The sequence below is a fragment of the Candidatus Pantoea floridensis genome (assembly GCF_900215435.1).
Lineage (GTDB): Bacteria > Pseudomonadota > Gammaproteobacteria > Enterobacterales > Enterobacteriaceae > Pantoea > Pantoea floridensis.
Window position 1 is genome coordinate 4304508 of sequence record NZ_OCMY01000001.1, and the last position, 25042, is coordinate 4329549.

Here is a 25042-nt window from a genome sequence, read left to right on the forward strand (position 1 = left end):
CCAGGCGAGACTCATCACAACACCACAAGGAGACTGTTATGCTCACTCAACCTGCTAGCAAATACCGCGCGTTTCCGGTTATCGATTTACCCGACCGCCAGTGGCCATCGCGTCAGTTGACGCACGCCCCGCGCTGGCTCTCCACCGATCTGCGCGACGGCAATCAGGCGCTCGCCACGCCAATGGACGGCGCGCGCAAGCTGGAGTTTTGGCAACTGTTACTGCGCTGTGGCTTCAAGGAAATAGAAGTGGCGTTTCCGGCAGCCTCGCAGACCGATTTTGATTTTGTGCGCCTGTTGATCGAGCACAATCACATTCCCAACGACGTAGCAATTCAGGTACTGACGCAGGCGCGTAGCGACCTGATCGATCGTACTTTTGAGGCGCTACGCGGTGCACCAAACGCCATCATCCATATGTATAACGCGACTGCGCCGCTGTTCCGCGAGCGCGTGTTCCGTCAAAGCAAAAGTGAAATCATTGCGCTGGCGTGCGCCGGTGCACGGCAGATTCGCGCCCGCTGTGAAGCACAAACCGCTACTGCGTGGACTTTCGAGTATTCACCAGAAACGTTCTGCTTTACCGAACCCGAATTTGCGCTGGAAATTTGCGAAGCGGTTGCCGCGATTTGGCAACCGGGTCCCACGCGCCCGATGATCATCAACCTGCCCGCGACCGTGGAGGTGAATACGCCCAACGTGTATGCCGATCAGATTGAGTATTTCTGTCGCCACTTCAGCCAGCGATCGCAGGTGTCGATCAGCGTGCACCCGCATAACGATCGCGGCACCGGCATCGCCTGTGCCGAGCTGGCTTTGCTGGCGGGAGCCGACCGCGTAGAAGGCTGTTTGTTTGGTAACGGCGAGCGCACCGGCAACGTTGATATCGTTACGCTGGCGCTCAATCTCTACACCCAGGGCGTTGCGCCGCAGCTCGATTTCAGCGATATCCAGCAGGTGCTGGAAGTGGTGACGCGCTGCAATCAGCTGCCGGTGCATCCGCGCCATCCTTACGCCGGTGAACTGGTGTTTACCGCGTTTTCCGGTTCGCATCAGGATGCGATTCGTAAAGGCTTTGCCGAACGCGCTGAACGGGAAGAAACAATGTGGCAAATGCCGTATCTGCCGCTCGACCCGCTGGATATCGGCTGTAGCTATGAAGCGGTGATCCGCGTGAACAGTCAATCGGGCAAAGGCGGTGCGGCATGGCTACTGGAACAGAACCACGGCCTGCAGCTGCCGCGCGCTTTACAGCAGGATTTCAGCCGATTAGTGCAGCAGCAAACCGACGGCCATGGCCAGGAGATGACGCATCACGCCCTGTGGCAGCTATTTTGCAAGCATTATGGTTTAACGCAGCCCGCACGGCGTTTGCTGGAAGCGGAAAGCCACAGCGACGACAAAGGCGAAACGCGTTTCAAAGCGCGATTGCAGCAAGGTGCGCAGCAGGTAACGCTGGAAGGTAAAGGCAATGGTTTGCTGTCCGCTGCCGTTTCCGCGCTGCATCAGCGCTATGACTTAGCCATCACCATTGAGGATTATCACGAACATACGCTGGGTAAACGCAGCGATAGCCGTTCGGTGAGCTACATCAGCTGTATTAACGCCCGCGGTGAACGGGCGTGGGGCGTGGGAATTGACAATGATGTGGCGCGCGCGTCGTTGCAGGCGCTGCTCAACGCGGCGCACGCTTTTCTGCCGCAGGAAAGTAGTTCGCTGGTGTAACGCCGAGCACCCGGCGGAACATGGCGCTGAAGGCGCTTGGGCTGTCGTAACCGAGCTCAAGCGCCACCGTGAGCACGCTTTCTCCCTGAGCTAAACGGGTTAACGCTACGCTCAGGCGCGCGCGTCGTACCCAGTCGCTAAACTGCAAACCGGTTTCGCGACTGAAATGGCGCGCCAGCGTGCGTTCGGCCACGCAGAGTTCAGCGGCGGCGCGTGCCAGCGTCCAGTTTTCACCCGGCGCGTGCTGAATGTGCTGACACAAACTCAGCAGCCGCCTGCTTTCCGGCAGCGGCAGGCCAAACGGCAGCACATCCATCACGCGGATTTCATCCAGAATCAGCTCATAAATGCGCTCAGCGCGACTGCCGGAACCGTACTGCTCCGGCAACGCCAGCGCGCTGACGATCAACTCGCGCAGCAGTGGCGAAATCTGCACCACCTGACAGCTGGCGGGCAGATCGGCGCGCGCCAGCGGATCAACAAACAGCGTGCGCGCCGCCACCGCGCCGACGATATGTAAAGCGTGGCGCGTTTCGGCAGGCAGCCAGACGCCGCGACTCGGCGGCACAATCCAGCTGCCGTGCTGGGTTTCAACTTTTACCACCCCGCTCAGCGTGTGAATCAGCTGCGCGCAAGCGTGGTGATGCCACGGCTCGGCGTCGCCATGTGCGTAATCATGCGCATACGGCACCAGCGGGCGATGCGTGAAGTCGAAATTGAGCCGCGCACTCATGCTAGCGTTTCAGATATTGATAAACCGCCGCCAGATCCTGCTCGCCATAACCGGCGTCCACCGCTTGCTGCCAGACGTCAACGATGTTTTCCAGCGCCGGCAGTTTGCTGTCGCCCGCCGCGTCCAGCGCCAGTTTGGCGTCTTTCAGTGCCCACACCAGATGCATCTGTGGGGTGAAATCACCGCTGGCGATCATACCGAGTTTCATTTTGGCATACGGCGCGGCGAGTGGGCCGCCATCCAGCACTTTCCACAGATCGTCAGTGCTGAAACCGAATTCTTCCGCCAAACGGGTACTTTCCGCCAGGCTCTGCATCAGACCAATCAGCCAGCTATTCACCACCAGCTTCATGCGCGAGCTGGCACCCGCTGCGCCCAGCCACTGCGTACCTTTACCGATGGCAGCAAACACCTGCTCGGCGGCCTGCGCTTTGCTTTGATCGCCGCTCGCCATCACCAGAATTTGCGCATTTTCTGCCGGCGCTTTGGTACCGGAAACCGGCGCATCGATAAACACCACGTCCGGACGCACGCTTTTAAATTCGGCGATCAGTTGATCGGTGGCTTCCACGCCGATGGTGCCCATCTGGCAAAGGGTTGCGCCCTGCTTAAGGTTGCTGCGGGCATCGTTCAAGGCCTGTTGCGTAATGTCCCCATCAGCCAGCATGGCGATCACCACATCCGCGCCCTCAACCGCTTGTGCGGCGCTATCGGCTAAGGTGATGCCAGCGTCCAGCAGATCTTCGCCCCTGGCGCGCGTGCGGTTCCAGCCGCGTACCGTAAAGCCTTTTTTCAACAGGTTGGCGGCAAATGCATGACCCATTGCGCCCAATCCCAGTACCGCTACCACAGGTTGCTGACTCATCTATCCCTCTCTTTTGTGCCTACAGACAAAACCGCCAGACTGACAGAATTTTCCTCACGCAGCCAGGCGAGAGATGCGATGAAAAAACATTTTCAACACCGCAAAGAGTAATAATCCGTCATACTATTAACGCTTTTCAAACAAATGAAAAAACGATTAACATACGCGCCATAAATGTTCCATTCGGTACATTCCACGCCCTTTTTTACGGTCTTTCATAATGAAAATAGCTTTACTGCGACAGGCTTCGTTGCTGATGGTGCCCGCAATGTTCCCGCTTGCTGTCATCGCGGCGGATGCAGGCAGCAATACCATGGTGGTGAGTGCCTCACCCGCTGCTTCCGGACTCTCTGAGCTGGATACGCCAGCAGCGGTTAGCGTGGTTTCCGGCGACGATATGCGCCACGCGGCACCGCGCGTGAATTTGTCTGAAAATCTCGCCAGCGTGCCCGGTTTGCAGATACAAAACAGACAAAATTATGCCCAGGACCTACAGATTTCGGTGCGCGGCTTTGGTTCGCGTTCCACTTTCGGCCTGCGCGGCATCCGCATGTATGTTGACGGGATCCCAGCCACCATGCCAGACGGCCAGGGCCAAACCTCCAATATTGATATCGGATCGATTGATCATATTGACGTGCTGCGTGGCCCGTTCTCGGCGCTGTACGGCAACTCTTCCGGTGGCGTGATTAACGTCGAAACCCAAACCGGTCAGCAGCCCACTACGCTGGAAGCCAGCAGCTGGTATGGCAGCTACGGCAGCTGGCGCAACAGTGTGAAAGCCAGCGGCGCAACCGGCGACGGCACGCACGCCGGCGACGTCAATTACACCGTTTCCGCCTCACGCTTTACCACGCACGGCTATCGCGATCACAGCTCGGCACAAAAAAACCTGGGTAACGCCAAACTCGGCGTGCGCATTGACGATGTCAGCACCCTGACGCTGCTGTTTAACAGCGTACACGTGGATGCGCAGGATCCGGGCGGCTTAACCGCCGATCAGTGGAAAGATAATCCGCGCCAGGTGGCCAGCAATGTGACCTTGTACAACGCACGTAAAACCGTCGATCAGACGCAAGCAGGCCTGCACTATCAGCGTCAGATGAGTGAAAATGACGATCTGAGCGTCATGATGTATGCAGGCGAGCGCGAAACCACACAGTACCAATCGATTCCTAAAAGTGCTCAGCAAAGCGCAGGCAATGCGGGCGGCGTGATTTCGCTGGCGCGTCATTATCAGGGCATTGATACGCGCTGGACGCACCGCGACGCGCTGTTCACCATCCCGGTGACGTTCACCGGCGGTATAGACTATGAAACCATGACCGAAAAGCGTAAGGGCTATCAAAACTTCACCGCCAACGAGCTAGGCGTACAGGGCGATCTGCGTCGTAACGAGCGCAACCTGATGTGGAATCTCGATCCCTATCTGCAAACCGCGTGGCAGCTAACGGATAAACTGTCGCTGGATGCTGGTGTGCGTTTCAGTACGGTGAATTTTGACTCCAACGACTATTACGTGACCGCTACCGATCCGGACGACAGCGGCAACCGTCGCTACCATCGCTGGCTGCCGGCGGCGGCGCTGAACTACACGATTGATAACAGCTGGAACGCCTACGTTTCTGCCGGACGCGGTTTCGAAACGCCTACGTTGAATGAGTTGTCCTATCGTGCCGCCAATCAGGCCGGCCTCAATTTAGATCTGCAACCGGCCACCAGCGAGACGGTTGAGCTTGGCAGCAAAAAACGTATTGGCAATGGTCTGTTAACCGCGGCGGTATTCCAGACGGATACCAAAAACGAGATCGTTTCCGATAGCAGCTTTGAGGGCCGCACCAGCTACAAAAACGCCGGTGAAACCCGTCGCCGTGGTTTAGAGCTGGGGCTGGATCAGCAATTCGGTGAAAGCTGGCGTTTTAAAGCCGCATGGACCTTGCTGGATGCCCGCTATCGCTCTAACGTCTGCGGCACTGAAAGCTGCAATGGCAACCGCATTCCAGGCATTGCGCGCAATATGGCGTATGCCGGATTGGCCTATGCGCCAGAACAAGGCTGGTATGCTGGAACAGATGTGCGTTACCTGAGCGATATCGCCGCTGATGATGAGAACGATGTGAAAGCGCCGTCTTACACCGTAGTGGGGATAAATAGCGGTTATAAATGGCTGGTGCAAAACTGGACGTTGGATCTGTTTGGTCGCGTCGATAATCTGTTTGACCGCAATTATATTGGTTCGGTGATCGTCAACGAAAGCAACGGCCGCTATTACGAACCGGCACCGGGCCGCAATTACAGCGTCGGTTTAACGGTGAGCTATGCGTTTCAGTAAATAAACGCGTTGCCACGATTGATATCCAGGTGCGCATGAATGCGCACCCTACAAAAACCCAGCTATATACACGTAGGGTCGCCATGCATGGCGACCGAAACTGTCTATTACTTCAACAACGCCAGCACGTCTTCCGTTGTGCCGGTTTCACCCAAGCGCGGGAAGATACGTTCAACGCTGTTTTTGTGCGTTTCGGCATTCAGGCAGGTCATGGCATCGGTTGCCAACGTGACGTTGTAACCGAGCTCATAAGCCTGACGCGCAGTGGACTCTACGCCAATAGCGGTAGCGATACCGCAGATGACCACCTGGGTAACGCCACGTTGCTGCAGCTGCTCATGCAGGTCGGTGTTGTGGAACGCGCCCCAGGTCTTTTTGGTGATGGCGATATCGCCGCGCTGCTGCGCCAAATCCGGCACTAATGTCGCCCAATCGGCTGGCAGATCGCCGCCGTGGCGAGGTTGTTCATTACGGCCTGGCGCGCCTCCCGCTACGTTAACCAGCACCACCGGACGTTTTTGCCCCCGGAAGGCATCGGCTAAACGCGCTGAGCGCTCAATCACCTCGTTGGCTTCTAACGGTGCCACGGGCAGCGCGACGATGCCGTTCTGCAGGTCAATCACAATCAGCGCGGTATTGTCATCAAGGGTAGTTAAAGCCATGTTGAGTCCTCTCAGGATTAATGGTCGGCAAGTCGTTGAAGTAAAGGAATGGCGGCCAGCAGCGTTTGCTGCTCGTGTGGCGTTAGCTGTGTAGCGATGCTCTCTACGAGCCAATCATCCCGCTGCGCGCGGTTGGCGGCGATAAGCGCTAAACAGGCGTCGGTGGGCTGATAGCGGGTTTTGCGGCCATCCAGCGGATCGACAGCACCCTGCACCATACCCAGCGCCTGTAAGCTGGCAACGGTCGCGCCCATTGATTGGGTTCGTACCGCTTCCCGAGCCGCCAATTCCGTCACCGTCATCGCACCGTCGCGCACCAGATAACCGAGCACCGAAACCTGCGGCCAGGTGAGATCGCCCGGTGGGGCCGATTCACGCAGGCGGCGCGCCAGTTTGCCATTGATGCTGCGCAGTAGCGCGGCCGCGCTATTAAGATCGCTCATGGCACCTTCTCCTTACTAATGAAGCGCGAGTATATAAATAGGAAGGCAAACTGTGTAGTTTACCTTCGTATCAATTTGTAATTGCGCGCGCTGTCGGCGGGTTGCGTGGGGTGCGGCATTTATGCGCAGCGGGTGTTAGCCGCGATAAATGGCGCCCCTATGGCCGCTGCAAATAGTGGATTAGGCTGTGAAAACGCAGCGGCGTGCTGAGCGGATTGCGATAGCTGTGTGGTTTATCGGCGGCGAACTGACTGGCCTCGCCGCACTGTAAGCGGCGCCATGTGCCGTCCAATCCCAACAGCAACTCACCTTCCAGCACCACCACTTGCTCAATCACGCCACTTTCGTGCGCTGATGAATCGCTCTGCGCGCCAGCCGCCAGCATCACTTCCAACAGATCAAAACGTAGCCTCGCGTCGTACGGCAGCAGCGGTTTGACCTGCATCTGCGCGTTTGGCTGGCGGAAAGTCGCAGCGCTGCCCGGCGGCTGATCGCTGCCCTGCACAAAGAAAGAAAACGGCACATTAAAGCCGGTCGCGATCTTCCAGAGCGTCGCTATCGTAGGGCTTGATTCACCGCGCTCAATCTGGCCAAGCATCGCCTTGCTTACGCCTGTGCGTTCCGCTGCCAGCGTCAGGCTCCAGCCATTCGCCTGACGCAGCTGTTTCAGCGCCAGACTCAGATGTTGATGCAGATTTTCCATGTGTTCTCCCCTCTTGCTGGCGCGCAGTGTAGCACTTGTGCGCTATAGCGTCCCATGCAACAATGTGCGTTATAACGCACAAGAGGATGTAACCTGATGATTACTGCTACCCCGCGCAGCGCTTTCTCTTTTCCGATGCTGATTTCTGGCTTTATCGCCGTGCTGGTGGGTTACAGCAGTACGGCCGCGCTGATTTTTCAGGCCGCACAGGCGGCGGGCGCTGCGCCAGAACAGATTGGGGGCTGGTTTTCGCTGCTCGGCATCGGTATGGGGCTGGCTTCATTGGGTTTATCCGTTTGGACACGCATGCCGATTCTTGCAGCATGGTCCACGCCCGGCGCGGCGCTGCTCGCCACTAGCGTGCAAGGATTAACGCTGAATGAAGTGGTCGGCGTATTTGTCGCGACCAATCTGTTGATTGTACTTTCTGGCATTACCGGCCTGTTTGCCAAACTGATGAACCACATTCCGCAATCGCTGGCGGCCGCCATGTTAGCCGGCATTTTGCTGCGTTTTGGTATCGGCACGTTTAGCGGATTGCAGAGCCATTTCGCCCTGTGTGGCAGCATGTGTTTGGTCTGGCTGATAAGTCGACGCTGGCTGCCGCGTTACGCCATCCTGCTGGCGCTTGTCGCAGGGGTACTGGTGGCGCTGGGGCAACAAACCATCCATTTCCCGCCGCATGCGTTGGCCATCAGTTGGCCTGCGTTTATCATGCCGCAGTTTACGCTGGCATCGCTGATTGGCGTGGGTTTGCCCTATTTCCTGGTGACGATGGCATCGCAGAACGCGCCAGGGATCGCGACCTTGCAGGCGCACGGTTACCAACCACCGGTGTCGGCGCTAACGGGCTGGACTGGCTTTATTGCTTTAGTTCTCTCACCTTTTGGCGGGTTTTCAGTGTGTATCGCCGCCATTACCGCCGCGATTTGCATGGGTGAGGATGTCGATCCGAATCCGGCACGGCGCTGGATGGCTGCGGCACTGGCAGGTGTTTTTTATCTGCTCACCGGCTTTACAGGCGGCTTAATTGCCGTGATGTTGAGCGCACTGCCGCCGGTGTTGATTGCCACGCTGGCAGGTTTGGCGTTATTAGCGACGCTTGCCGGCAGTTTGCAGCGCGCACTGGCCGAACCGCAGCAGCGGGACAGCGCGATTATCGCGTTTCTCATCACCGCCAGCGGCATTTCCCTGCTCGGCATCGGCTCGGCATTTTGGGGCTTGCTCGGCGGCGTACTCACTTATTTTGTTCTCACGCCGCGCTCTCGCGCTTAAAACTTCAACAACTTAGGTTTACACGCGGGAAAAACGCCCTGTTTTTCCCCCTTTATCAGCCGTTTGATTTTCCTGCATTTGGCTTAAGATCACTACCATCGCCAAAAACACACACTGTTCTGCCTCAGACAACCACCGATAAGGGCCCAACGAGTGGCAAAAACTTTTCTGCGCAGCGGCAATCTGGATACGGTACTGGCACTGGGTGAAAACGGCCAGCCCGTCTGGACCTCCGCGCTGCAAATCCGTGAAACCTTGCGTCTGCGCCGCCAAACTACGCTGGCCAACTGCCTGGCCATTCCGCAGGCCAATGAGCGCGGTGATCGCCTCGATTGGTACGCCCCTTTTAACGGCAAAGTAAAGTCCTGGCTTGGTGCCAGCGATCGCGAGCGCCGTGAGGCGCTGGAACTGCTGACGTTAAACCAGCAGGATCTTCAGGCGCTGAGCCTGCGTGCGCGTGATGCAGATAATCCTGCCCTGCGTCTTTTCGGTGCGTTGCTAAGCAAAACCCTGCAGTTCCCCGATCAGCAGTACGTTTATCTGGTGGATGGCAAGCCAGTGATTACCTTCTGGGGTTTTGTTGATCCTCAGGCGCGTTCGCGTGATGACGCGCTGGCTTGTCTGCGCGATACGCTTGAAGATGAGCTGCCGCCGCTGTTGCCAGAACCACCGGCGGTTACGCCATTAGTGGTTGCGCCGGTTATTGCGCCGCTGATCGAAGTGCCTGCCGTGGCGGCCGAGCCGGTTGCTGAGCCGGAGCCAGAAGAAATCGCACCCGCAGAGGACGTTCCGCCGCCAGAACCGCAACCCGCAGCGCAACCTACCCCGCCTACCCGTCGCGGCCTGCGTCCATTGGCGCTGCTACTGCCGATTGCGGCGGCGGTTGCCGCTGGCGTCGCCTTCTGGCTGCACAGTGCACCTGAACCCCAGACGCCTGCGGTGGCCGACGCGCCCGCCGTCGTCAGTACGCCGCCTGCGATTGTGTTAAAAGCGGTAAAATTGCCCGCCACGCTGCCACAAACTCACGCGACCGTGATCGTCGCTGCGCCGGAGGTTGCCCCCGTGAAACCTGAAGCCCCGCCGGAAGTGGTGGCTGAGCACACCGAACCGGCAAAAGCGGACGATCTGGTGATGACCACAGAAGATGCGCGTCTCGGCTCAGTGAAATTCATTAATGGTAGCTGGCGCGTCACCTTGCGTCAGACCAATCTGCCCACCGGTAAGCCGCCCAGCCTGCGATATCAGATCAAAAATGGTAAAGGCACCGCCACCATTACCCAGGGCGACAACATCCGCTGCAAAGCCGATGTCACCGCCGCGATGACGACCGCCGGCACCATGGAAGTGCGCAGCCGCTATACTGCCAGCTGCAGCGATAAATCGCGCTACCGCATGCCGGAACTGGTGTGTAAAGCCGGTGATGGCATTGCCAGCTGTACTGCGCAATATGGCGCAGACCAGGTGTTCCCGTTGACGATTAAGCGTGAGAGTAAGTAAACATGTTGGCTCCCCTCATCGATGACAAACAGAAAATCACGCTGATTGAAGATAGCGGTGTGCAGTTTCTTGATTTCGGTTTGCGTTTGCCTGCGCTACAGGCACGCCGTCAGTTTGTGCGTCAAACGGCCAACGGCCCGCTGCTGCGCCTGAACGTTGACGGTAACAGCGGTAAGTTTCTGCTCTATCCGGAAGATGGCGGACCGGCAGAAGTGGTGCGTCCGGAATCGGATATCGCACTGGCCGATTCGCTGGCGCTGCTGGCCCATCAATGGCTGCCGCTGCCGGTGCTACGCTGCAACAGCGGACGCCGTTTTATTGGTGGACCGGATAACTGGGCGCGGCTGCATCTGGCGCCGCTCAGCCAGCCCGACGGTGCAGGCAACACGCATCGCATCACCCTTGCGTTCGATACACGTATCGTACCGGAACAGGATGGCGGCGAGCAGCACGGTTTAAGTAAAGCCGATGCGCAGAACGGCGTCAGTTTCGCCCTTGCGTGGCATAACTATGAGCTGGGCGAATTCCTCGATCATACCTGGGTGGATGGCTGGCTGCGTGAAACCTTTACTCAGCAAGTGCATGCGCAAGAGTCACGTCGTGAGCAGGAAGTGAATCAGGCACTGCGTGAATTCGAGTATCAGGCGCACTACCTCAACCTGTTGGAACTGCTCGGTGAACAGCTTGATTTGGCGGAGATCACCCTGCATGCCGCGTCACACCAAACGCCGGCGGTGAATGTCGATATCATTCTGGATGTGGGCAACTCGCACACCTGCGGCATTCTGGTGGAAGACCACGCCGAAGAGAGCAACGGCCTGCGCCAAACCTATGAACTGCAGCTGCGCGATCTTTCCGAGCCGCATCAGGTCTATAACGAACTGTTCGAAAGCCGCCTGGAGTTTGCCGAAACGAAGTTCGGCAAATCTAACTTCTCGCTGGAAAGCGGACGTGAAAACGCCTTTATGTGGCCATCGCTGACGCGCGTGGGACGAGAAGCCAGCCGCCTGGCGCTGCTGCGCGCGGGCACCGAAGGCAGTACCGGTTTATCCAGCCCACGCCGCTATTTGTGGGATGAAGCACGTTATCTGCCGGGCTGGCGTTTCAACGCCAACGGCAGCAGCGATGAACCACAGGCCACCGCACTGCCGTTCACCCTCTTGATCAATGATGAAGGTCAACCGCTGCACGCGCTGGCAGAAGATGACCGCTTGCCGGTGTTCTCCGCCAGCTACAGCCGTAGCTCGCTGATGACCTTTATGCTGTGCGAACTGCTGGCGCAGGCGATGATGCAGATGAACAGCGTAGCGCAGCGTCAGCGGATGCCGCAAAGCCAGGCGCCACGCCAGCTGCGTCATGTGATTCTGACGCTGCCTTCCGCCATGCCAAAACCCGAGCGGGAAATTTTCCGTCGTCGCATGCAGGAAGCCATCGCGCTGGTGTGGAAAGCGGAAGGCTGGCATCCGGCTGAAGATGATTTCTCCGCCGCCAGCCAGACGAAAAGCCTGCGCCCGGTGCCCGATGTGCAAATGGAGTGGGATGAAGCCACCTGCGGTCAAATGGTATGGTTGTTCAACGAAACCCAGGTCAACTTTGCCGGTCGCGCCGAAGATTTCTTCAGCAGCATGGCGCGCCCGGATCGTCCGCGTGAAGCCGATGAGCTGCCGGGCAAAAGCCTGCGCATCGCCTCCATCGATATTGGCGGCGGCACCACTGACCTGGCGATTACCCAATATCGCCTCGACGATGGCCAGGGCAACAACGTCAAAATTACCCCGCGCTTATTATTCCGCGAAGGTTTTAAAGTCGCGGGCGATGACATTCTGCTGGATGTGATTCAACTGTGGATTCTGCCGGCGTTGCAGCAGAGTTTGCAGAAAGCCGGCTTAACGCTGGCCGAACCGCTGATGAACAAATTGTTCGGCCACGACAGCCGCATGGATGGTCAGGCCACGCTGCGTCAGCAGGTGACGCTGCAGCTGTTTATTCCGCTGGCGCAGGTGGTGCTTGAGCGTTATGAAAACTGGGATCCGCTCGACAGCCACAGCGAAATCAATGCGCTGTTTGGCGAGCTGGTACCGCAAAAACCGGCAAGCGCGGTGCTGGCGTTTGTGAATGGCGAAATTCAGCGCACGCTCGGTGGCGACAGCCGTTTCGATCTGCTCGACGTGCCGCTGGTGGTCAGCATGGCGCAGCTGCACGGCGAATTCCTGCAACATCGTATGGCCATCATCCCAGCGCTGCGCGCCATGTGTGAAGTGGTGTCGCTTTATCAGTGCGATGTGCTGTTACTCACCGGTCGTCCGTCGCGCTTCCCCGGCATTCAGGCGCTGGTGCGCCATCTGCAGCCGCTGCCGGGCAGCCGTATTTTGTCGCTGGAGGGCTATCACACCAGCGATTGGTATCCGTTTAACAAACAGGGCCGCATTGATAATCCGAAATCAACCGCGGCGGTGGGCGCGATGCTGTGCCTGCTGGCGCTCGATCTGCGCCTGAGCAGTTTCTGGTTCCGCGCCGGTGACTTCGAACCTTATTCCACCATCCGCTATCTTGGCGTACTGGATGAAACGAGCGCGCTCAGCGACGATAACCTGTGCTACAGCGAGATCGATCTCGACCGCAGCGACTTCGCGCTGGATCGCAAAAGCAGCTTCCGCATCCGCGGCAATGTCTGCCTCGGCTTCCGTCAGCTGGAGAACGATCGCTGGCCGGCGTCACCGCTCTATAGTTTAAGCATTGTCGATCCGACGCTGGCGCGTCAGGTTGCCGGGGAGAGCGTGCTGCGCATTAAACTGGCGGTGCAGCCAGGACCGGATAATTTTGGCCCGGAGCGCTTAGTATTGAGCGATGCCCGCATGGATGACGGCACGCGCGTGCCGCTGGAACAACTGAGCCTCAAACTGAACACGCTTTCTGCCACCGGCAACGCGAATGCGCAATATTGGATCGATAGTGGCTCAATCTGCAAGTTTTCGTTATTAAATCATATAGTTAGGTAAAATAGCAGCTTATAAAACGCACTACTTTTAACAACAAATCACGACAACTCGCTACATATAAATCAATGACTTACACCCCTATTTCGAACGATTTTTTTGGATAGGGGTGTGAGGATTGGTTGTTTTTCAATCATTTATTAAGAATGTTCTTAACATCAACTAATCCGCTTAGTTGGATAAGTTTTGGTCTCCCTTTCTTTTAGATTTCTACTCGGTCTTAGACTTCTGAGGCTGTTCGGATCAAAAGAAAAACTAGTTTGGAGGTCATATGTCAAACATTCTTAACCAGATCATCGCCAGTAAGATCTATGAGGTGACGAAAGCTAAACAGAATATCCCTCTTCGAGTTTTAGAGGAAATGAGCAAGCTCCATAATTTCCGCGATTTCGAAGGTGCTCTTCGCGCAAAAAATCAATTTGGCAAACCTGGTGTTATCGCAGAGATTAAAAGAGCCAGTCCATCAAAAGGAATCATTCGTTCAGACTTCTCACCTCGCCTTATTGCTGAGTCCTATCAAAAAGGCGGAGCGACTTGCCTCTCCGTTTTAACCGACGAACAATATTTTCAAGGAAGTAATTTCCATATGACTGAGGCGCGAGATTGGTGTTCTATTCCAATCTTGCGCAAAGACTTTATGATCGATCCTTACCAGGTTTATGAAGCGCGTGCGATGGGCGCTGATTGCATTTTATTGATCGTTGCCGCCTTAACTGACTCTCATATGAAAGAAATGGAATCGGTGGCATTAAGTCTCAATATGTCTGTCTTGATTGAGACTCACAATCAGGAGGAAATTGAACGTGCGTTAAAATTAGAGTCTCGCTTAATTGGTATTAATAATCGCGACCTTACGACTTTCTATACCACAATTAACACGACTCTCAATCTCTGTAAGCTTATCCCTGAGGAATATGTGATAGTTACAGAGTCGGGGATTCATTCTCGCGATGATATTGCTACTTTGCGAGAGGCAAACATTCAGAATTTCTTAGTTGGTGAAGCGTTCATGCGAGCTGATGAACCTGGTGATAAGCTCAAGGAATTATTTTCACCGAACTAGCATGACAAAAAAGGCGCTCAATGAGCGCCTTTATCGTTCTCTGTCACTCTCTTAGAGGATGACTTTCAAAAGCTGGGCTGAATGTTCGAGAACCGCCCTTTTCTCTGGAGAATCGCTCTCAGCGCGTCTCAGATACTTAAACCCAATATCCACGGCAAGCGCTGCCAAATCGCGGCGAAGCTTAATCGTGCGGAACATCGAATAGACCTCTTCTGAGGCGCTTTCATAATCGGACTGAAACGCGCTCTCAAGATGATTTTTTGCCTGGAGCACAAAATCATAGTTCCTTATGAGATCTTCAGTTGAAAGAATCAGGCTGATTGCGATTCTCAGATCTTTTGTTGTTGGTGTCTTTCCGATAGCCGAGATTAAGGAAAGGAGAGCGATGGTGACATAAGCGAATTTCTGAGCGTCAGAACGAGTTTTCATGAGGATTTGGGTCAGATGAATGGTGTCTTTAAAGGGAGGAAGAAAAGCGCTCTGAGAGCGCTTTAGAGACATTACGCGCTAAGACGAGAAAGGTCAGGCGTATGCGGACGATTTCGGTTGAACTTGCGAGGCTCTTTTGTGAATAGCTCACAGTGAGGACATGAAGTCTTGCCATTCAACAACAGGATTTCTTTCATCTTCTGGCTGAGATAGCTCGGATCGCGTTTTACCCGAGAACGAAATTCGGACGGCGTACAGCCACAGTAACGGCGAAACAACCGCGCTAACGATTGTTGGCTTGAGAAGCCGTTGTCATAGCAGATGTGCGTGATCCGATTGCGCGAATTCGCTAGAGAAGTTGCCACGTTCAGGACGCGTGACATACGAATGTATTCGGAAAGCGTGTAACCCGTTATCTGACGGAATAACCGTTGAAAATGCCAATGCGTGTAACCGCTGAACTTTGTCACATCTGAAGCCTGAATTTCAGTTTTGATGTTGTCATTAATCCAACGAGTCATTTCGATTACAGTTAGTACACGCACGTTATAATTAAGACTGTCCACTTTGTCACCTCGTTTATTTGGTTTGGTCCCTGAACATTGAAATCAAATACAACTTTTAATTATTCTCGACAGCAATGAATATACGAAAAAAAGAAATTCGCATTGCTTGTGATTTTGCAATCGTTCAGCCGTGGTAAAACAAATAACCAACATTCTCATACACTTAAGGAATACCCATAAATGATAAGGTTATTTGGACTGCTGCTTTCTATCGCCGGAGTCGTATTTCTGGCAGAACATTTTCTTTTGACGAAACAATCTTTCGCAACTGATGCAGATCTCAGTACGATTCACGAAGATATTAATAATTTAATAACGGTTGTTGCTGAATGTTTCGTTATTTTGTTTGGACTTGTCCTTTTTGCTGGCAATTTCAAAGAAAAAAAAGTGATAGAATCTGTTATAAAACGAACACATACGATGACTGAAATCGTTGTTTCAAATCTTGTGAAAGAAACAACAGCAGGATCGTTTGAGCTTGATGACTCCGCTCTAATGGAGCTGGCATTGTCTTATCAGTCAGAGTGTCCACACAGAAATGTTAATGACATAATCAATCTGAAAAGCCTCGAAATCAGCTCGATTATTGAACTTTTGCCCTCGGAGGTCAGAGACAAGTTCGAACCACTCCTAAAAGCACAACTAAGGAAAATCGATGAAACAGCTCTCGACGAATGAAATCTCTTCGTCGTCGAAATGATACATAGGTAAAAATTCCGCTCAGATTGATCCTTCGTAAAAGTATCGATAAGTAATAATTCGAACGCAGGAAGTCACAACACATCGCGTTAAACTGTTGTGAAGACGTCTGAGGAAAAACCTGTAACTTCTTTTGCTGTGTGTATTTGGCCGGGGGAAATTCCGGCCTTTTTTTTGTGTCACGTTCACGCAGAACATGCATAGAAACGAATTCAATTTCATCGAATAAAGACACGACACACTCAGGTTCCGAGATCACAATGTCTGATTTAACAAGTTCAATCCCCTCAACACTCTGAGACGGCAATTCACTCCATTCATCGAACCAGCGAACAAACTTAGCTTCGTTGATTGAAAGCTTTTGGCTTCCTGTTACATGACGAGACAACGTAAACAAACCATAACCGCGAACCGATAAGACGATTTCAACATGAGAACCACGCTGAATCGTCTTGACCTCAGTATTCGTCATGACGATTTCTGATTGGTTTTCCTCAAGAAGCTGGAAAAATTCTGACTTGATCATTCTTTAGCCCTGTAAACATTTTTGTTACCTAAGGCCATGTTATAGAAGGATTTATTGCTTGTAAACATTTTTGATGACAAGATTTCGAAGGGATGATTAGGCAGGCTTAGAAAAGGGAAACGAGAGGAAGTAAGCTCATTTTGATACGCATGAAAACGCATTAAAGATAAAAATATGCGCCTGTCGTTTGCAGCGGCGGAATCCACCTCTGTTTATTTTGAGTTCCCTCACCTTCCTTGACTCTTACGGCTTCACCATCATCGATGAAGCCGTTTTTTTATCCAGTTATAAATCTGTAACCAACCCATCCTAACCAGCCGCAATAAAGCCAGATAGCGCCAACCGTTACTTGATCTAACTTTCGCGAAAACCTGTTGACGTTGACCCATGCAAGCCAAAGTGGAAAGTGATAGAGAATAATCGTAATGAATAAAGCAAGAATAATTTTCATATTATTGGTATAGAAAAAATTGAAAACTGCTTCCCTGCACTTTTTCCTGTGTTCACTGTAATCAGTATGCGATTTCAGCCATTAGGGTTTATCTTTTGCGATCAGGATGACCGAAGGATCATTAATATCCTCAGAAGATTTAAAAATGAACTCACTCCATTCCATCTGAAATTCTAACCAGTTGGGGATCTTAATGACTGAGTTTCCATCAGAACGATAAATGCTCACATCAGGACGCGTAAACGAGGCTAAAAGCCGTCCTTCCCAAAAATGAGCACTGCAAAGCGTCATTGGGCCAATCGTGATCGCAATGTTATATTCGTTGAGAAAGTAATCAAAAAACTTGTTTGCTAAGAAATGGAATGCATCTCGATGATTTGGGATCATCGAACTCCAGACAAGACATTGTGTTAATTTTTTTGAGAGCGAAGGATGTTTATTGAACAGAGGGGAGATTGATTGAGGGGCGTCAAAAAGACGAATATAGAAAAGAGTTTTAGGATCTGGTTCTTTTGAAAGAACTCGATACTCATTACAGTAAACAGATTTTACAAGTCTGAATGGCTCAGGGATAAAGAAACCAGGAAGAGAACACTCCTCTCCCGCATAACTCATAAATGTCTTTGTGGTGTGAATGTTGTGACTTTCTTCGTTAAGTTGAACAGTGATTTGCGAATATTGCATTGTGAATAACCCTGCTTTTATTGGAATATTCACAACATTCTAAGAACCTTATCAAAACTCAACTCCCAATCTATGCGAATTTTGGTGAATTTCTGTTGTCTGAATCTTTCATTTTTGAATGTCGGTCTTTGTCAAAAAGCCCGCTTTTGATTGCGGGCTGATAAAGGATTCACGAAGAAACAGGTGAAGTTGTACCATCACTGATCACAACATGTTGTCCATCTAAAGAAATCCATCTTGTGCCGTCATAATACACAACCTGCTCAACAAGGGATGTTCCCGTTTGATCAGTAAAGGTGTTAACGCTGGTAATATCTCCCAACGTTGCAGAAGCTGCGAGCAAATCAGCAACGCGCCAATGTCCGATATTCAGGAAATTCCCAGTCGTGAAAGGTATTCTCCCTTCTGTTCCGTTGACCTTAACAGCGATTTTTGTGGTGCTGTTTTCTGTCACCTGAGTTGTGTAAAAATCTAACAGTGTATTATCACCATCCGCGATAATTCCTGCTGTAGTTGTTCCCCAGGTATTCACGCTTATCGGTGTCTGAAGGTCTGTAATCGCACTCAGATCATCACTGCTGATCTCTGTCATGGTCCAGTTAACATAGCTATGAACACCTGCGTCTAGTCGGGTTGTTCCTGTCGAGGTGACTCGGACACCCATTCGACTGAATCCGGCAAGCTGGACATAAAGCCGCGTATCTGAGGTAAAGGGTTTTTCATATCGAACCGCCAGGATCCCTGAGGTTCCTCGCTGGCCATGCCATGTAACAGTATTCGTTGTTGCGCCCCGGTTCTGAATCGTAACCACACAATCGCCTTCTAATCCCCCGTTTGATGAAGATGGAGTGGCAAAACCATTGCGCGTAACAAAATGAATTCGGTAAGTTTCGGCTGTCGCTGCCCCAACGAAATAGCCAACATTAATCCAGACAGCCGATCCGCTACCTGAATTTGAATACATTTTCCCTGTGTAATGAAGGGATTCCTGTAACGATGCATTGGCATAAATGCCGTGAGAATAGATCGATACCTGTCCAGCTTCATAAGAGGATAATGTGTTTGTTTCAGGCTCCCCAGTGATGTTATTCACGCTCTTGTCAGTCGTGATGTCGATCCCTGCCCCGTTTGCGTTACTGCAACTGTATTGAGCTAAACGGGTCTGCCCCATATAGAGCGGATTGGTGTTCGATTCCATCGCAAGCGAATGAAGCGCCCATTCACCGTTAGTCAGGTTTCCAGGGTAATCACAAAACTCAATCCAGACATTCCACATCATCGCCTGAGTACAGTGAGGAATGAAGAAAACGCCATCCTGATCGCTTGTGCCGACGAAACTCTGAATTGTTGAGTTAGAAATTTCGATTGCTGTTGAATGGTCCCAGGACAGCTCACCTGAGGCGAGAACACGAATCAGGTTGTCATGGCCACGTTGAGCGTAAACCTGGCTGAATTTAGAATCCAGGCTATCAATCAGCTGGAACATCCGACCGTAAACATCCTGGATGTACATATTGAAAACGCGGACATGCTGACCTTGTGTTACGGAATTTCGGAAAAAATGACGAACGACCGTGTCACCGGCAAGACCATCTCCCTGAATCTGGAAATTTCCGATCTCTGTCCAGCGTGCAACGACATCAAAACAGATAGAGTCAGCGTCACCAATCAACCAAAGGCGCGTAGCGTTGTTGTAGCCTAATTGGTCATGGCCCAAACCCACACAGCGGAACATCGGAATTTGTGTCGTTGAGGCGGGCATTGATGAAATAGCAAACTCCCCAGCGGGAAACTGAATGCCGATTCGCTGGAAAATATTACCGCTTCCTGTATACCAGTTGAACATCGCTGTGACAGCGTCAGCGCAATCTGTTGTACCATCTGCAACCGCGCCAAACATCGTTACATCAGCTTTCGCCGGATCGATGTATCGCACCCAATGGAAATCATCATTTACAGATTGAGTCATTCCGAGATCACTGGTTCCTGCACCAGCTACAGCGATAAACGTTCCCCCGCCCTGACCCGTTCCTGAATTGTATTCTCTCAGTAAGGCTAAATGCCCTTCCTCAGCGGGAACCAACGTTGCTAGGTCAGCAAACGTATCAGCGTTTAATGGCTGTTGTTCAGTCGCGAGCGTTAACTGAGAGAGCGTAACGAAATCGTTATTATCAACCGCATCCGCACCGGCAACATTCCCTTTGAATGTCACATCAGCATTATCAATATCGATGGTATCGAGGATCGCGGCGAAATCATTTGTATTACCGAGCTTATCAGCCTCCGTTGTCGCCCTGTCTGCCTCAGTTGTTGCCCTGTCAGCCTGGGTTTGAGCGTCCTGAGCGTTTGTTAGAGTCTGCTGAATAGAATCCGTCGCGGTTTGGGCATCATTTGCGGCGCTGGTGGCGCTATCAGCGGCGTTCGATTCACTGGTTGCGGCGTTGGTTTCGCTGGTTGAAGCATTAGCTGCTGAACCTGCCGCTGCTGTTGCTGAGTTGGCGGCGTTGGTTTCGCTGGTGGCCGCTGCTGCTGCATTATCAGCAACGCTTTGTTCGCTTCCTGCCGCTGCCGTTGCTGAATTCGCCGCGTTAGTTTCACTGGTAGCGGCGTTAGTCTCGCTGGTTGCCGCTGCTGTTGCGCTTGCGGCTGCATCGCTCGCAGATTGAGCCGCCTGACTCACACTATCAGCGATATTTGAAGCTGAACTTGCGGCCTGATTTGCACTAACAGCCGCGTTTTGTTCGCTCGTTGCTGCATCTGTTGCGCTTTGCGCGGCTGCGGTCTCAGAAGCAGCCGCTGAATCTGCGGCCTGTTGTGATGTGGCGGCGCTTGCATCCATTCGATCAGCAATCGCATTCGCGGCATCAAGATTCGTCGCATCGATTCCGCGTGAAACCTCTAACCAGCTCGGCCCTGTGAAAGTTGAACCGTCTGGAAGATTCACTGTGATCTGATCGGCTGATGAGTAAACCTGTTGCCAGTTTTCTTTATCAAGATTCAGCCCGCGAATTGCCCGAGTGCTCTGATAAATGAGTTCCATCGGAACGGAAACCATTTCTCCACTCGGGACGGCACTGTAACTGACAGTTGATGTTGTGGGTCCGTCGAAATCATCAACGAGCGTTAGAGCCGTGTCAGACTGAATACTGAGAACAGGATAAGTGTAAGTTGTTCCTCCAATCACAAAGATAATGAAATCACCAGAACTGAGATCAGTTGTAAAAGTCGTTCCCGTTCCGACGACTGACGCTGAGCCATTCGTTAATGATAAAGAGCCGACTGACATAGAAGAACCCCAAAATATTAAAAAAAGAAGCCTGCATAGCAGGCTCCTGTTTCATTTAAAGCCAGGTCACTGCTTCATCAGCCTCAAAGACGAAAATATTCCCTGTAAATACCGCTTCAAAAGCGCCTCCGCGTGATGTCCAACGAACGCTTAGGGTTTGAACCTCTGCTTCTGATGCAGGAATTTCTACAGTTACAATTTCATTAATCGTATTACCACCTGACGGAGGATTTCCTGTATCAAATGAAAAAACAACATCACCACTTTCATTTACGAATTCAATCACATTTCGTTGTGATTGAATAAATTGGACAGGATCAGAAAATGTCAATTTCCTGGCAATATTTGCTGAAGGAAACTGGCAGATTGGATAAAGCTGATTCTGAACAATTGAGTTTGGGTTATTTGCAGCACCAATAACTTTATTACCAACATTCGCTGATCCGATAAAATATGTCATATATCCTCTATATATCCCATGTGATAGCACTTGATGATTTAAAAACAAAGACATTTCCGTTAAAGTCCGCTTCGAATGCCCCCCCGCGAGATGTCCACCTGACATATAAAACTTCCGTTACATCGTAAGATGTTGCTGGTATAGAGACTGATATACTTCTAGGTATAGTGTTTCCTCCACTTGGAGGGTTCCCTGTGTCGAAACTGTCAACTACAACACCAGTAGTTGTGACTAATTGAATTACATTTCGTTGAGATTGAATAAAATTCACAAGATTTGTAAATGTCAGCCTTCGGACAAATGGAGCACCGCTAAAACTTACGATTGGGTAAAGCTGATTTTGAACAATTGCATTAGGGTTATTTCGTGCTCCAATAACTTTGTTATTTGCGAATTCCGAAGCTATTAATAAATCACCCTGAATATTCTCAGCTCTCAGACTTTGAACAGTACAGGTTGAATCGACAACGACATTCGAAAGTTGTCCTGTCGTCGCAATGACTGTTCCCCGAATCGTAACATTCGAGAATTCAGCGCCTCCATTCTTGTTAATACTCCATCCTGTCGAACCTGAGACATAATTGTTCGACTGAATGAAATCCCCAATTTTCGCATTCGTTATCGAGGCATCCTGAATAAATGCCTGATTGATGAATGTCTGACCATTGAAAACACTGAATGCGAGTTGATAATTTCCTGGAGTTCCCCCTGAATAAATCCCGAACTGGTCAGCATCAAACACCACTGTTGAGACATAGCTTCCTGATGCATTCGGTGCGATACCAATTGCCATCCCACCTGAATAGAATGTTCCGCTTCGCGTTACACCGACTTCAAGAGCAAACGTTGCTGAAGCTGTTCCGTCATCAGTGACATTCGCCGTCAGCTTTTCATCAATCAACGCCTGAGTTTCACCGATCTCAGCGGTTAATTGCGTTTCAAGGTCTGCCAGTGCCTGGTTTGTGTCAGCAATCGTCGTACTTACCGTGAGGATTTCAGCTTTCACCTCGCCATATTGCGCATATTGACGATTAACGGTCGCGTTATTCGCTAAAGCATTTTCGAGTATTGCAGCCGCATTGCTGGATAAATCGCGGTTGATCCCCTGAAAAGCGGGGGAATCCTCAATTTGCTTACTGATGTCGCCGATGATGTCGGGGATGTTTTCAGACGCTTCCCCGTGGATCCAGTCAGTGAAGCCAGACTGATTCCCTGTCTTGTCCACCAGCTGCGCCCTGAACCAAAATCCCTGACCGGCTAACAGACCTTGCATCACATAAACATGACTCGGATAAGCGACATCTGAAAGCAATGTCGCATCTGTCCCTTCAGCGTTTGTCGCGTACTGAATCGTTGTCTTAAGCGTATCCTCAGTGTTATCGGGGAAACCCCATGAAAGTGTGATTCCCCAGACAACATTAGTTGTTGCACTGAACCCAACGGGCAATGGCGGGTTCCCGACTTTGCCAGTTAACTCAGTGAGCGCTGAAGTTGACCAACCTGAAGAAATTTCTGCGGCGTTAATCGCCCTCACCCTGACCTGATACGTTCCGGTATAAATCGCCGGAACCTCAAAAGAAATCGTTGAGGTGCGAGGAACGTTAATCCAGTTGCTTGAATTTCGTCGCCACTGCGCTTCATATGCCAGGGCGTTAGGTGTTGGATCCCACTGGACGCGCATTGTCTGAAGACTGATACCCTGATTCACAACACTGTATTCATCAATCACAATGTTCTGAGGAGCGTTCTGTGTTCCTGCCGGTATGACGCTTATTGGTCTTGAGTCGAGCTGAGCACCATTATCAATCGCATCATATTTCGATGGATCGTAAGCGCTGCCAGTAATACTGAAATTCCCGTCATCATCGATTGAGATCATCGAGACACGATAGAGCTGAGCTAATACCTCAGTAGACTCAACGACCCATACTGATTCAGCTTCAGGTGTTTCAGAATAGGCAACAGAGACCGTCACGATATTTTCTGCGATGGATTCTATCGTTCTCGCCTCAGACGTTCCTGAGGGCAAGTTAAGCTGTAATCTGTCTCCTTCAAGTGCATCAGGCGTTCTGTCGAGCGTAATCACTCGACCGTTTACGCTGCTGATCCGCCCTCCTGCTACGCGCCCGGACAGATATTCATCTGCAACCGCGATGATATAACCCGGCAACGGAATATCACCGTCTAAGCCGACCTGGAATGTTACGATCCTGTCCTGAGAATTAGTCAGGATCCCCCAGCGGCCTCGCCTGTCAGCCTCGCTTTGTCGGGTACAGGCTATCGCGGTTAATTCGAGCTGGTTGAAGGTTTTGTACCGCGTGACTAAATCCGGTTCAAAGACAGGTTGAACCGCATTCGCATAACCGTTATCAGGATCCGAATAGGAAACCAGCGCGGAGGTGTAACGAGTTTTAGTGTTTGAGCTTGAGTAAGCAAACTGGCCATCGATGACGTTTGCGTTTGTGTAGTTGTAATCGACGTCACGCGGCATATCAGCCAGGGCAACAATCTGATCGCCGGACCAATACGTCATCCCGCGAAATATGGCGGCGAAATCCCGAAAGACCGTATAAGCATCAGATCGGTTCTGAACATAGACATCACATTTAAAGCGCGGCTCAGTACCTGAACCTCCGAGACCATCTGGAACCAGCTCATCACAGTATTGAGCGACCGTGTAAAGCGTCCACTTATCGATGTTGTCTGCGGTCAGCCTGTCACCTAAGCCGAATCGGTCTGTCACCACCAAATCATAAAAGACCCAGGCGGGATTATCGGTCCAGGCAATTTTAAATGTTCCGTCCCATTCCCCTGTATAGGTCCGGCTGTCAGGATCATAATTATCAGGGACACGAATCATCCGCCCTTTCGGTTCACAGGTAATCTGAGGAACGTTCCCTGAGAACTGGCTTGAATCAAATTCCATGTAAAGAAGTGCGGTATTCGGATAACGCAACTTCGCATCAATGACCTCCGTGTAACTCTCAAGGGTCATTGTGTCTCCGAAACGCGCTGAATTCTGAACAGCTGTGGTCCGCGTCAGGCGAACAGTCCAGGTCGAACCATCCTGAGGAAGATCGACCCGATGACTTCGTTCATAACCTGTCGTCGTTTTCCCAGTTACAGCGGTATCAATTACGGTCTGAAATGCGCCGCCGTCCGTAGATACAGCGATGTTATAAGCAATGGAATAGCCGTTCAGGTCGCCGTTATCTTCCTGTTCAAAAAGCGATGGCCACTGGATCCTTAAACGAATGGCTGAAAGTGTTGAATCAGTAAAAGTTCGGGTAAACCCTGATGTTTCAGTGATGGTTGTTCCAACTGAAATTTCGTTTTCAGTACCCGGTAATCCCTGAATATAAGTCTGGTCCTGAGTACCGGAACGAAAATCCCAGTTCACCCCGCTGAAGTTGCTTGAGCCATCGGCATTCAGAAGCGGTGTTCCATCCAGAAAGATGTTCTGCCCTGTCAGCTCTCCCGCAAATTCACCTTCACCGAGGGCGAGGAGGATTTTCTCTTTTGCAACCGATTGAAGATCGTCAGGCTGTTCAACAGGTGTTCGCGATGATGTTGAACCACCCTTTTTCCCTGAAATGATTTTCTTTGCCATATCGCGCCCATAAAAAAAGACCGCCGGAGCGGTCTGTT

At 51.9% G+C, this 25042-nt stretch carries 19 protein-coding genes; 7 read left to right on the top strand and 12 right to left on the bottom strand.

Annotation, left to right across the window (positions count from 1 at the left end; all coding sequences use genetic code 11):
• Positions 1-38 precede the first annotated feature (38 nt).
• On the top strand, positions 39-1724 hold the full coding sequence (gene leuA, locus CRO19_RS20120; protein ID WP_097097438.1) for a 2-isopropylmalate synthase: 1686 nt from the start codon (positions 39-41) through the stop codon (positions 1722-1724).
• Here leuA and CRO19_RS20125 read toward each other — a convergent pair.
• Both CRO19_RS20125 and CRO19_RS20130 read right to left on the bottom strand, forming a co-directional pair.
• The gene (locus tag CRO19_RS20125; protein ID WP_097097439.1) at positions 1675-2457 is read right to left on the bottom strand and encodes an AraC family transcriptional regulator; all 783 of its coding nucleotides are present in this window, start codon (positions 2455-2457) and stop codon (positions 1675-1677) included. The genes leuA and CRO19_RS20125 overlap by 50 nt on opposite strands.
• A 1-nt stretch (position 2458) precedes the next feature.
• The gene (locus CRO19_RS20130) at positions 2459-3322 is read right to left on the bottom strand and encodes an NAD(P)-dependent oxidoreductase (RefSeq protein ID WP_097097440.1); all 864 of its coding nucleotides are present in this window, start codon (positions 3320-3322) and stop codon (positions 2459-2461) included.
• Positions 3323-3542: 220 nt separating this feature from the next.
• On the opposite strand from CRO19_RS20130, the gene pqqU reads away from it, so the two are divergent.
• Positions 3543-5654, top strand: a complete 2112-nt coding sequence (gene pqqU / locus CRO19_RS20135) for a TonB-dependent receptor PqqU (protein ID WP_176519179.1) — start codon at positions 3543-3545, stop codon at positions 5652-5654.
• A 107-nt stretch (positions 5655-5761) separates the two neighbouring features.
• Here pqqU and CRO19_RS20140 read toward each other — a convergent pair whose 3' ends face one another.
• The 3 genes from CRO19_RS20140 to CRO19_RS20150 all read right to left on the bottom strand — a co-directional run bounded on the left by CRO19_RS20140 (position 5762) and on the right by CRO19_RS20150 (position 7462).
• Positions 5762-6316 carry an isochorismatase family protein gene (locus CRO19_RS20140; RefSeq protein ID WP_097097442.1) on the bottom strand — a complete coding sequence of 185 codons (555 nt, stop codon included), beginning with the start codon at positions 6314-6316 and terminating at the stop codon, positions 5762-5764.
• Between the two features lie 17 nt (positions 6317-6333).
• Positions 6334-6759, bottom strand: a complete 426-nt coding sequence (locus tag CRO19_RS20145) for a MarR family winged helix-turn-helix transcriptional regulator (protein WP_097097443.1) — start codon at positions 6757-6759, stop codon at positions 6334-6336.
• Positions 6760-6916: 157 nt separating this feature from the next.
• Positions 6917-7462, bottom strand: coding sequence for a helix-turn-helix domain-containing protein (locus CRO19_RS20150; RefSeq protein WP_097097444.1), 546 nt, complete (start codon positions 7460-7462; stop codon positions 6917-6919).
• Between the two features lie 96 nt (positions 7463-7558).
• On the opposite strand from CRO19_RS20150, the gene CRO19_RS20155 reads away from it, so the two are divergent.
• From CRO19_RS20155 to trpC, 4 genes are all read left to right on the top strand, one after another.
• On the top strand, positions 7559-8737 hold the full coding sequence (locus CRO19_RS20155) for a benzoate/H(+) symporter BenE family transporter (RefSeq protein WP_099686946.1): 1179 nt from the start codon (positions 7559-7561) through the stop codon (positions 8735-8737).
• A gap of 153 nt (positions 8738-8890) precedes the next feature.
• The gene (locus CRO19_RS20160; RefSeq protein ID WP_097097445.1) at positions 8891-10234 is read left to right on the top strand and encodes an SrfA family protein; all 1344 of its coding nucleotides are present in this window, start codon (positions 8891-8893) and stop codon (positions 10232-10234) included.
• A gap of 2 nt (positions 10235-10236) precedes the next feature.
• Complete coding sequence (locus CRO19_RS20165) at positions 10237-13233, top strand: virulence factor SrfB (RefSeq protein ID WP_097097446.1); 2997 nt, start codon at positions 10237-10239, stop codon at positions 13231-13233.
• A gap of 268 nt (positions 13234-13501) precedes the next feature.
• Positions 13502-14293 (top strand): indole-3-glycerol phosphate synthase TrpC, encoded by a 792-nt coding sequence (gene trpC, locus CRO19_RS20170; RefSeq protein ID WP_097097447.1) that lies wholly within the window; start codon positions 13502-13504, stop codon positions 14291-14293.
• Positions 14294-14344: 51 nt separating this feature from the next.
• On the opposite strand, the gene CRO19_RS20175 is transcribed toward trpC, so the two are convergent.
• Both CRO19_RS20175 and CRO19_RS20180 read right to left on the bottom strand, forming a co-directional pair.
• The gene (locus CRO19_RS20175; protein WP_141400253.1) at positions 14345-14722 is read right to left on the bottom strand and encodes a hypothetical protein; all 378 of its coding nucleotides are present in this window, start codon (positions 14720-14722) and stop codon (positions 14345-14347) included.
• Positions 14723-14793: 71 nt separating this feature from the next.
• A complete protein-coding gene (locus CRO19_RS20180) occupies positions 14794-15288 on the bottom strand; it encodes a helix-turn-helix domain-containing protein (protein ID WP_097097449.1) in 495 nt (164 codons plus the stop codon).
• A gap of 180 nt (positions 15289-15468) precedes the next feature.
• On the opposite strand from CRO19_RS20180, the gene CRO19_RS20185 reads away from it, so the two are divergent.
• On the top strand, positions 15469-15966 hold the full coding sequence (locus CRO19_RS20185; protein WP_097097450.1) for a hypothetical protein: 498 nt from the start codon (positions 15469-15471) through the stop codon (positions 15964-15966).
• On the opposite strand, the gene CRO19_RS25910 is transcribed toward CRO19_RS20185, so the two are convergent.
• From CRO19_RS25910 to CRO19_RS20205, 5 genes are all read right to left on the bottom strand, one after another.
• Complete coding sequence (locus CRO19_RS25910) at positions 15896-16513, bottom strand: hypothetical protein (protein ID WP_141400254.1); 618 nt, start codon at positions 16511-16513, stop codon at positions 15896-15898. The genes CRO19_RS20185 and CRO19_RS25910 overlap by 71 nt on opposite strands.
• Before the next feature lie 532 nt (positions 16514-17045).
• The gene (locus tag CRO19_RS25915; RefSeq protein WP_141400255.1) at positions 17046-17681 is read right to left on the bottom strand and encodes a hypothetical protein; all 636 of its coding nucleotides are present in this window, start codon (positions 17679-17681) and stop codon (positions 17046-17048) included.
• Positions 17682-17817: 136 nt separating this feature from the next.
• Entirely contained in the window at positions 17818-20934 is a 3117-nt protein-coding gene (locus CRO19_RS20195) for a putative phage tail protein (RefSeq protein ID WP_141400256.1), read from the bottom strand.
• A gap of 55 nt (positions 20935-20989) precedes the next feature.
• A complete protein-coding gene (locus CRO19_RS20200; protein ID WP_097097453.1) occupies positions 20990-21394 on the bottom strand; it encodes a hypothetical protein in 405 nt (134 codons plus the stop codon).
• 7 nt (positions 21395-21401) lie between these two features.
• Complete coding sequence (locus CRO19_RS20205; RefSeq protein ID WP_097097717.1) at positions 21402-25004, bottom strand: TipJ family phage tail tip protein; 3603 nt, start codon at positions 25002-25004, stop codon at positions 21402-21404.
• Positions 25005-25042 lie beyond the last annotated feature (38 nt).

Bases quoted from the DNA above. Each gene is read 5' to 3' on its own strand.
- leuA (WP_097097438.1), top strand. From the start codon at position 39: ATGCTCACTCAACCTGCTAGCAAATACCGCGCGTTTCCGGTTATCGAT.
- CRO19_RS20125 (WP_097097439.1), bottom strand. From the start codon at position 2,457: ATGAGTGCGCGGCTCAATTTCGACTTCACGCATCGCCCGCTGGTGCCG.
- CRO19_RS20130 (WP_097097440.1), bottom strand. From the start codon at position 3,322: ATGAGTCAGCAACCTGTGGTAGCGGTACTGGGATTGGGCGCAATGGGT.
- pqqU (WP_176519179.1), top strand. From the start codon at position 3,543: ATGAAAATAGCTTTACTGCGACAGGCTTCGTTGCTGATGGTGCCCGCA.
- CRO19_RS20140 (WP_097097442.1), bottom strand. From the start codon at position 6,316: ATGGCTTTAACTACCCTTGATGACAATACCGCGCTGATTGTGATTGAC.
- CRO19_RS20145 (WP_097097443.1), bottom strand. From the start codon at position 6,759: ATGAGCGATCTTAATAGCGCGGCCGCGCTACTGCGCAGCATCAATGGC.
- CRO19_RS20150 (WP_097097444.1), bottom strand. From the start codon at position 7,462: ATGGAAAATCTGCATCAACATCTGAGTCTGGCGCTGAAACAGCTGCGT.
- CRO19_RS20155 (WP_099686946.1), top strand. From the start codon at position 7,559: ATGATTACTGCTACCCCGCGCAGCGCTTTCTCTTTTCCGATGCTGATT.
- CRO19_RS20165 (WP_097097446.1), top strand. From the start codon at position 10,237: ATGTTGGCTCCCCTCATCGATGACAAACAGAAAATCACGCTGATTGAA.
- trpC (WP_097097447.1), top strand. From the start codon at position 13,502: ATGTCAAACATTCTTAACCAGATCATCGCCAGTAAGATCTATGAGGTG.
- CRO19_RS20175 (WP_141400253.1), bottom strand. From the start codon at position 14,722: ATGAAAACTCGTTCTGACGCTCAGAAATTCGCTTATGTCACCATCGCT.
- CRO19_RS20185 (WP_097097450.1), top strand. From the start codon at position 15,469: ATGATAAGGTTATTTGGACTGCTGCTTTCTATCGCCGGAGTCGTATTT.
- CRO19_RS25910 (WP_141400254.1), bottom strand. From the start codon at position 16,513: ATGATCAAGTCAGAATTTTTCCAGCTTCTTGAGGAAAACCAATCAGAA.
- CRO19_RS20195 (WP_141400256.1), bottom strand. From the start codon at position 20,934: ATGTCAGTCGGCTCTTTATCATTAACGAATGGCTCAGCGTCAGTCGTC.
- CRO19_RS20200 (WP_097097453.1), bottom strand. From the start codon at position 21,394: ATGACATATTTTATCGGATCAGCGAATGTTGGTAATAAAGTTATTGGT.
- CRO19_RS20205 (WP_097097717.1), bottom strand. From the start codon at position 25,004: ATGGCAAAGAAAATCATTTCAGGGAAAAAGGGTGGTTCAACATCATCG.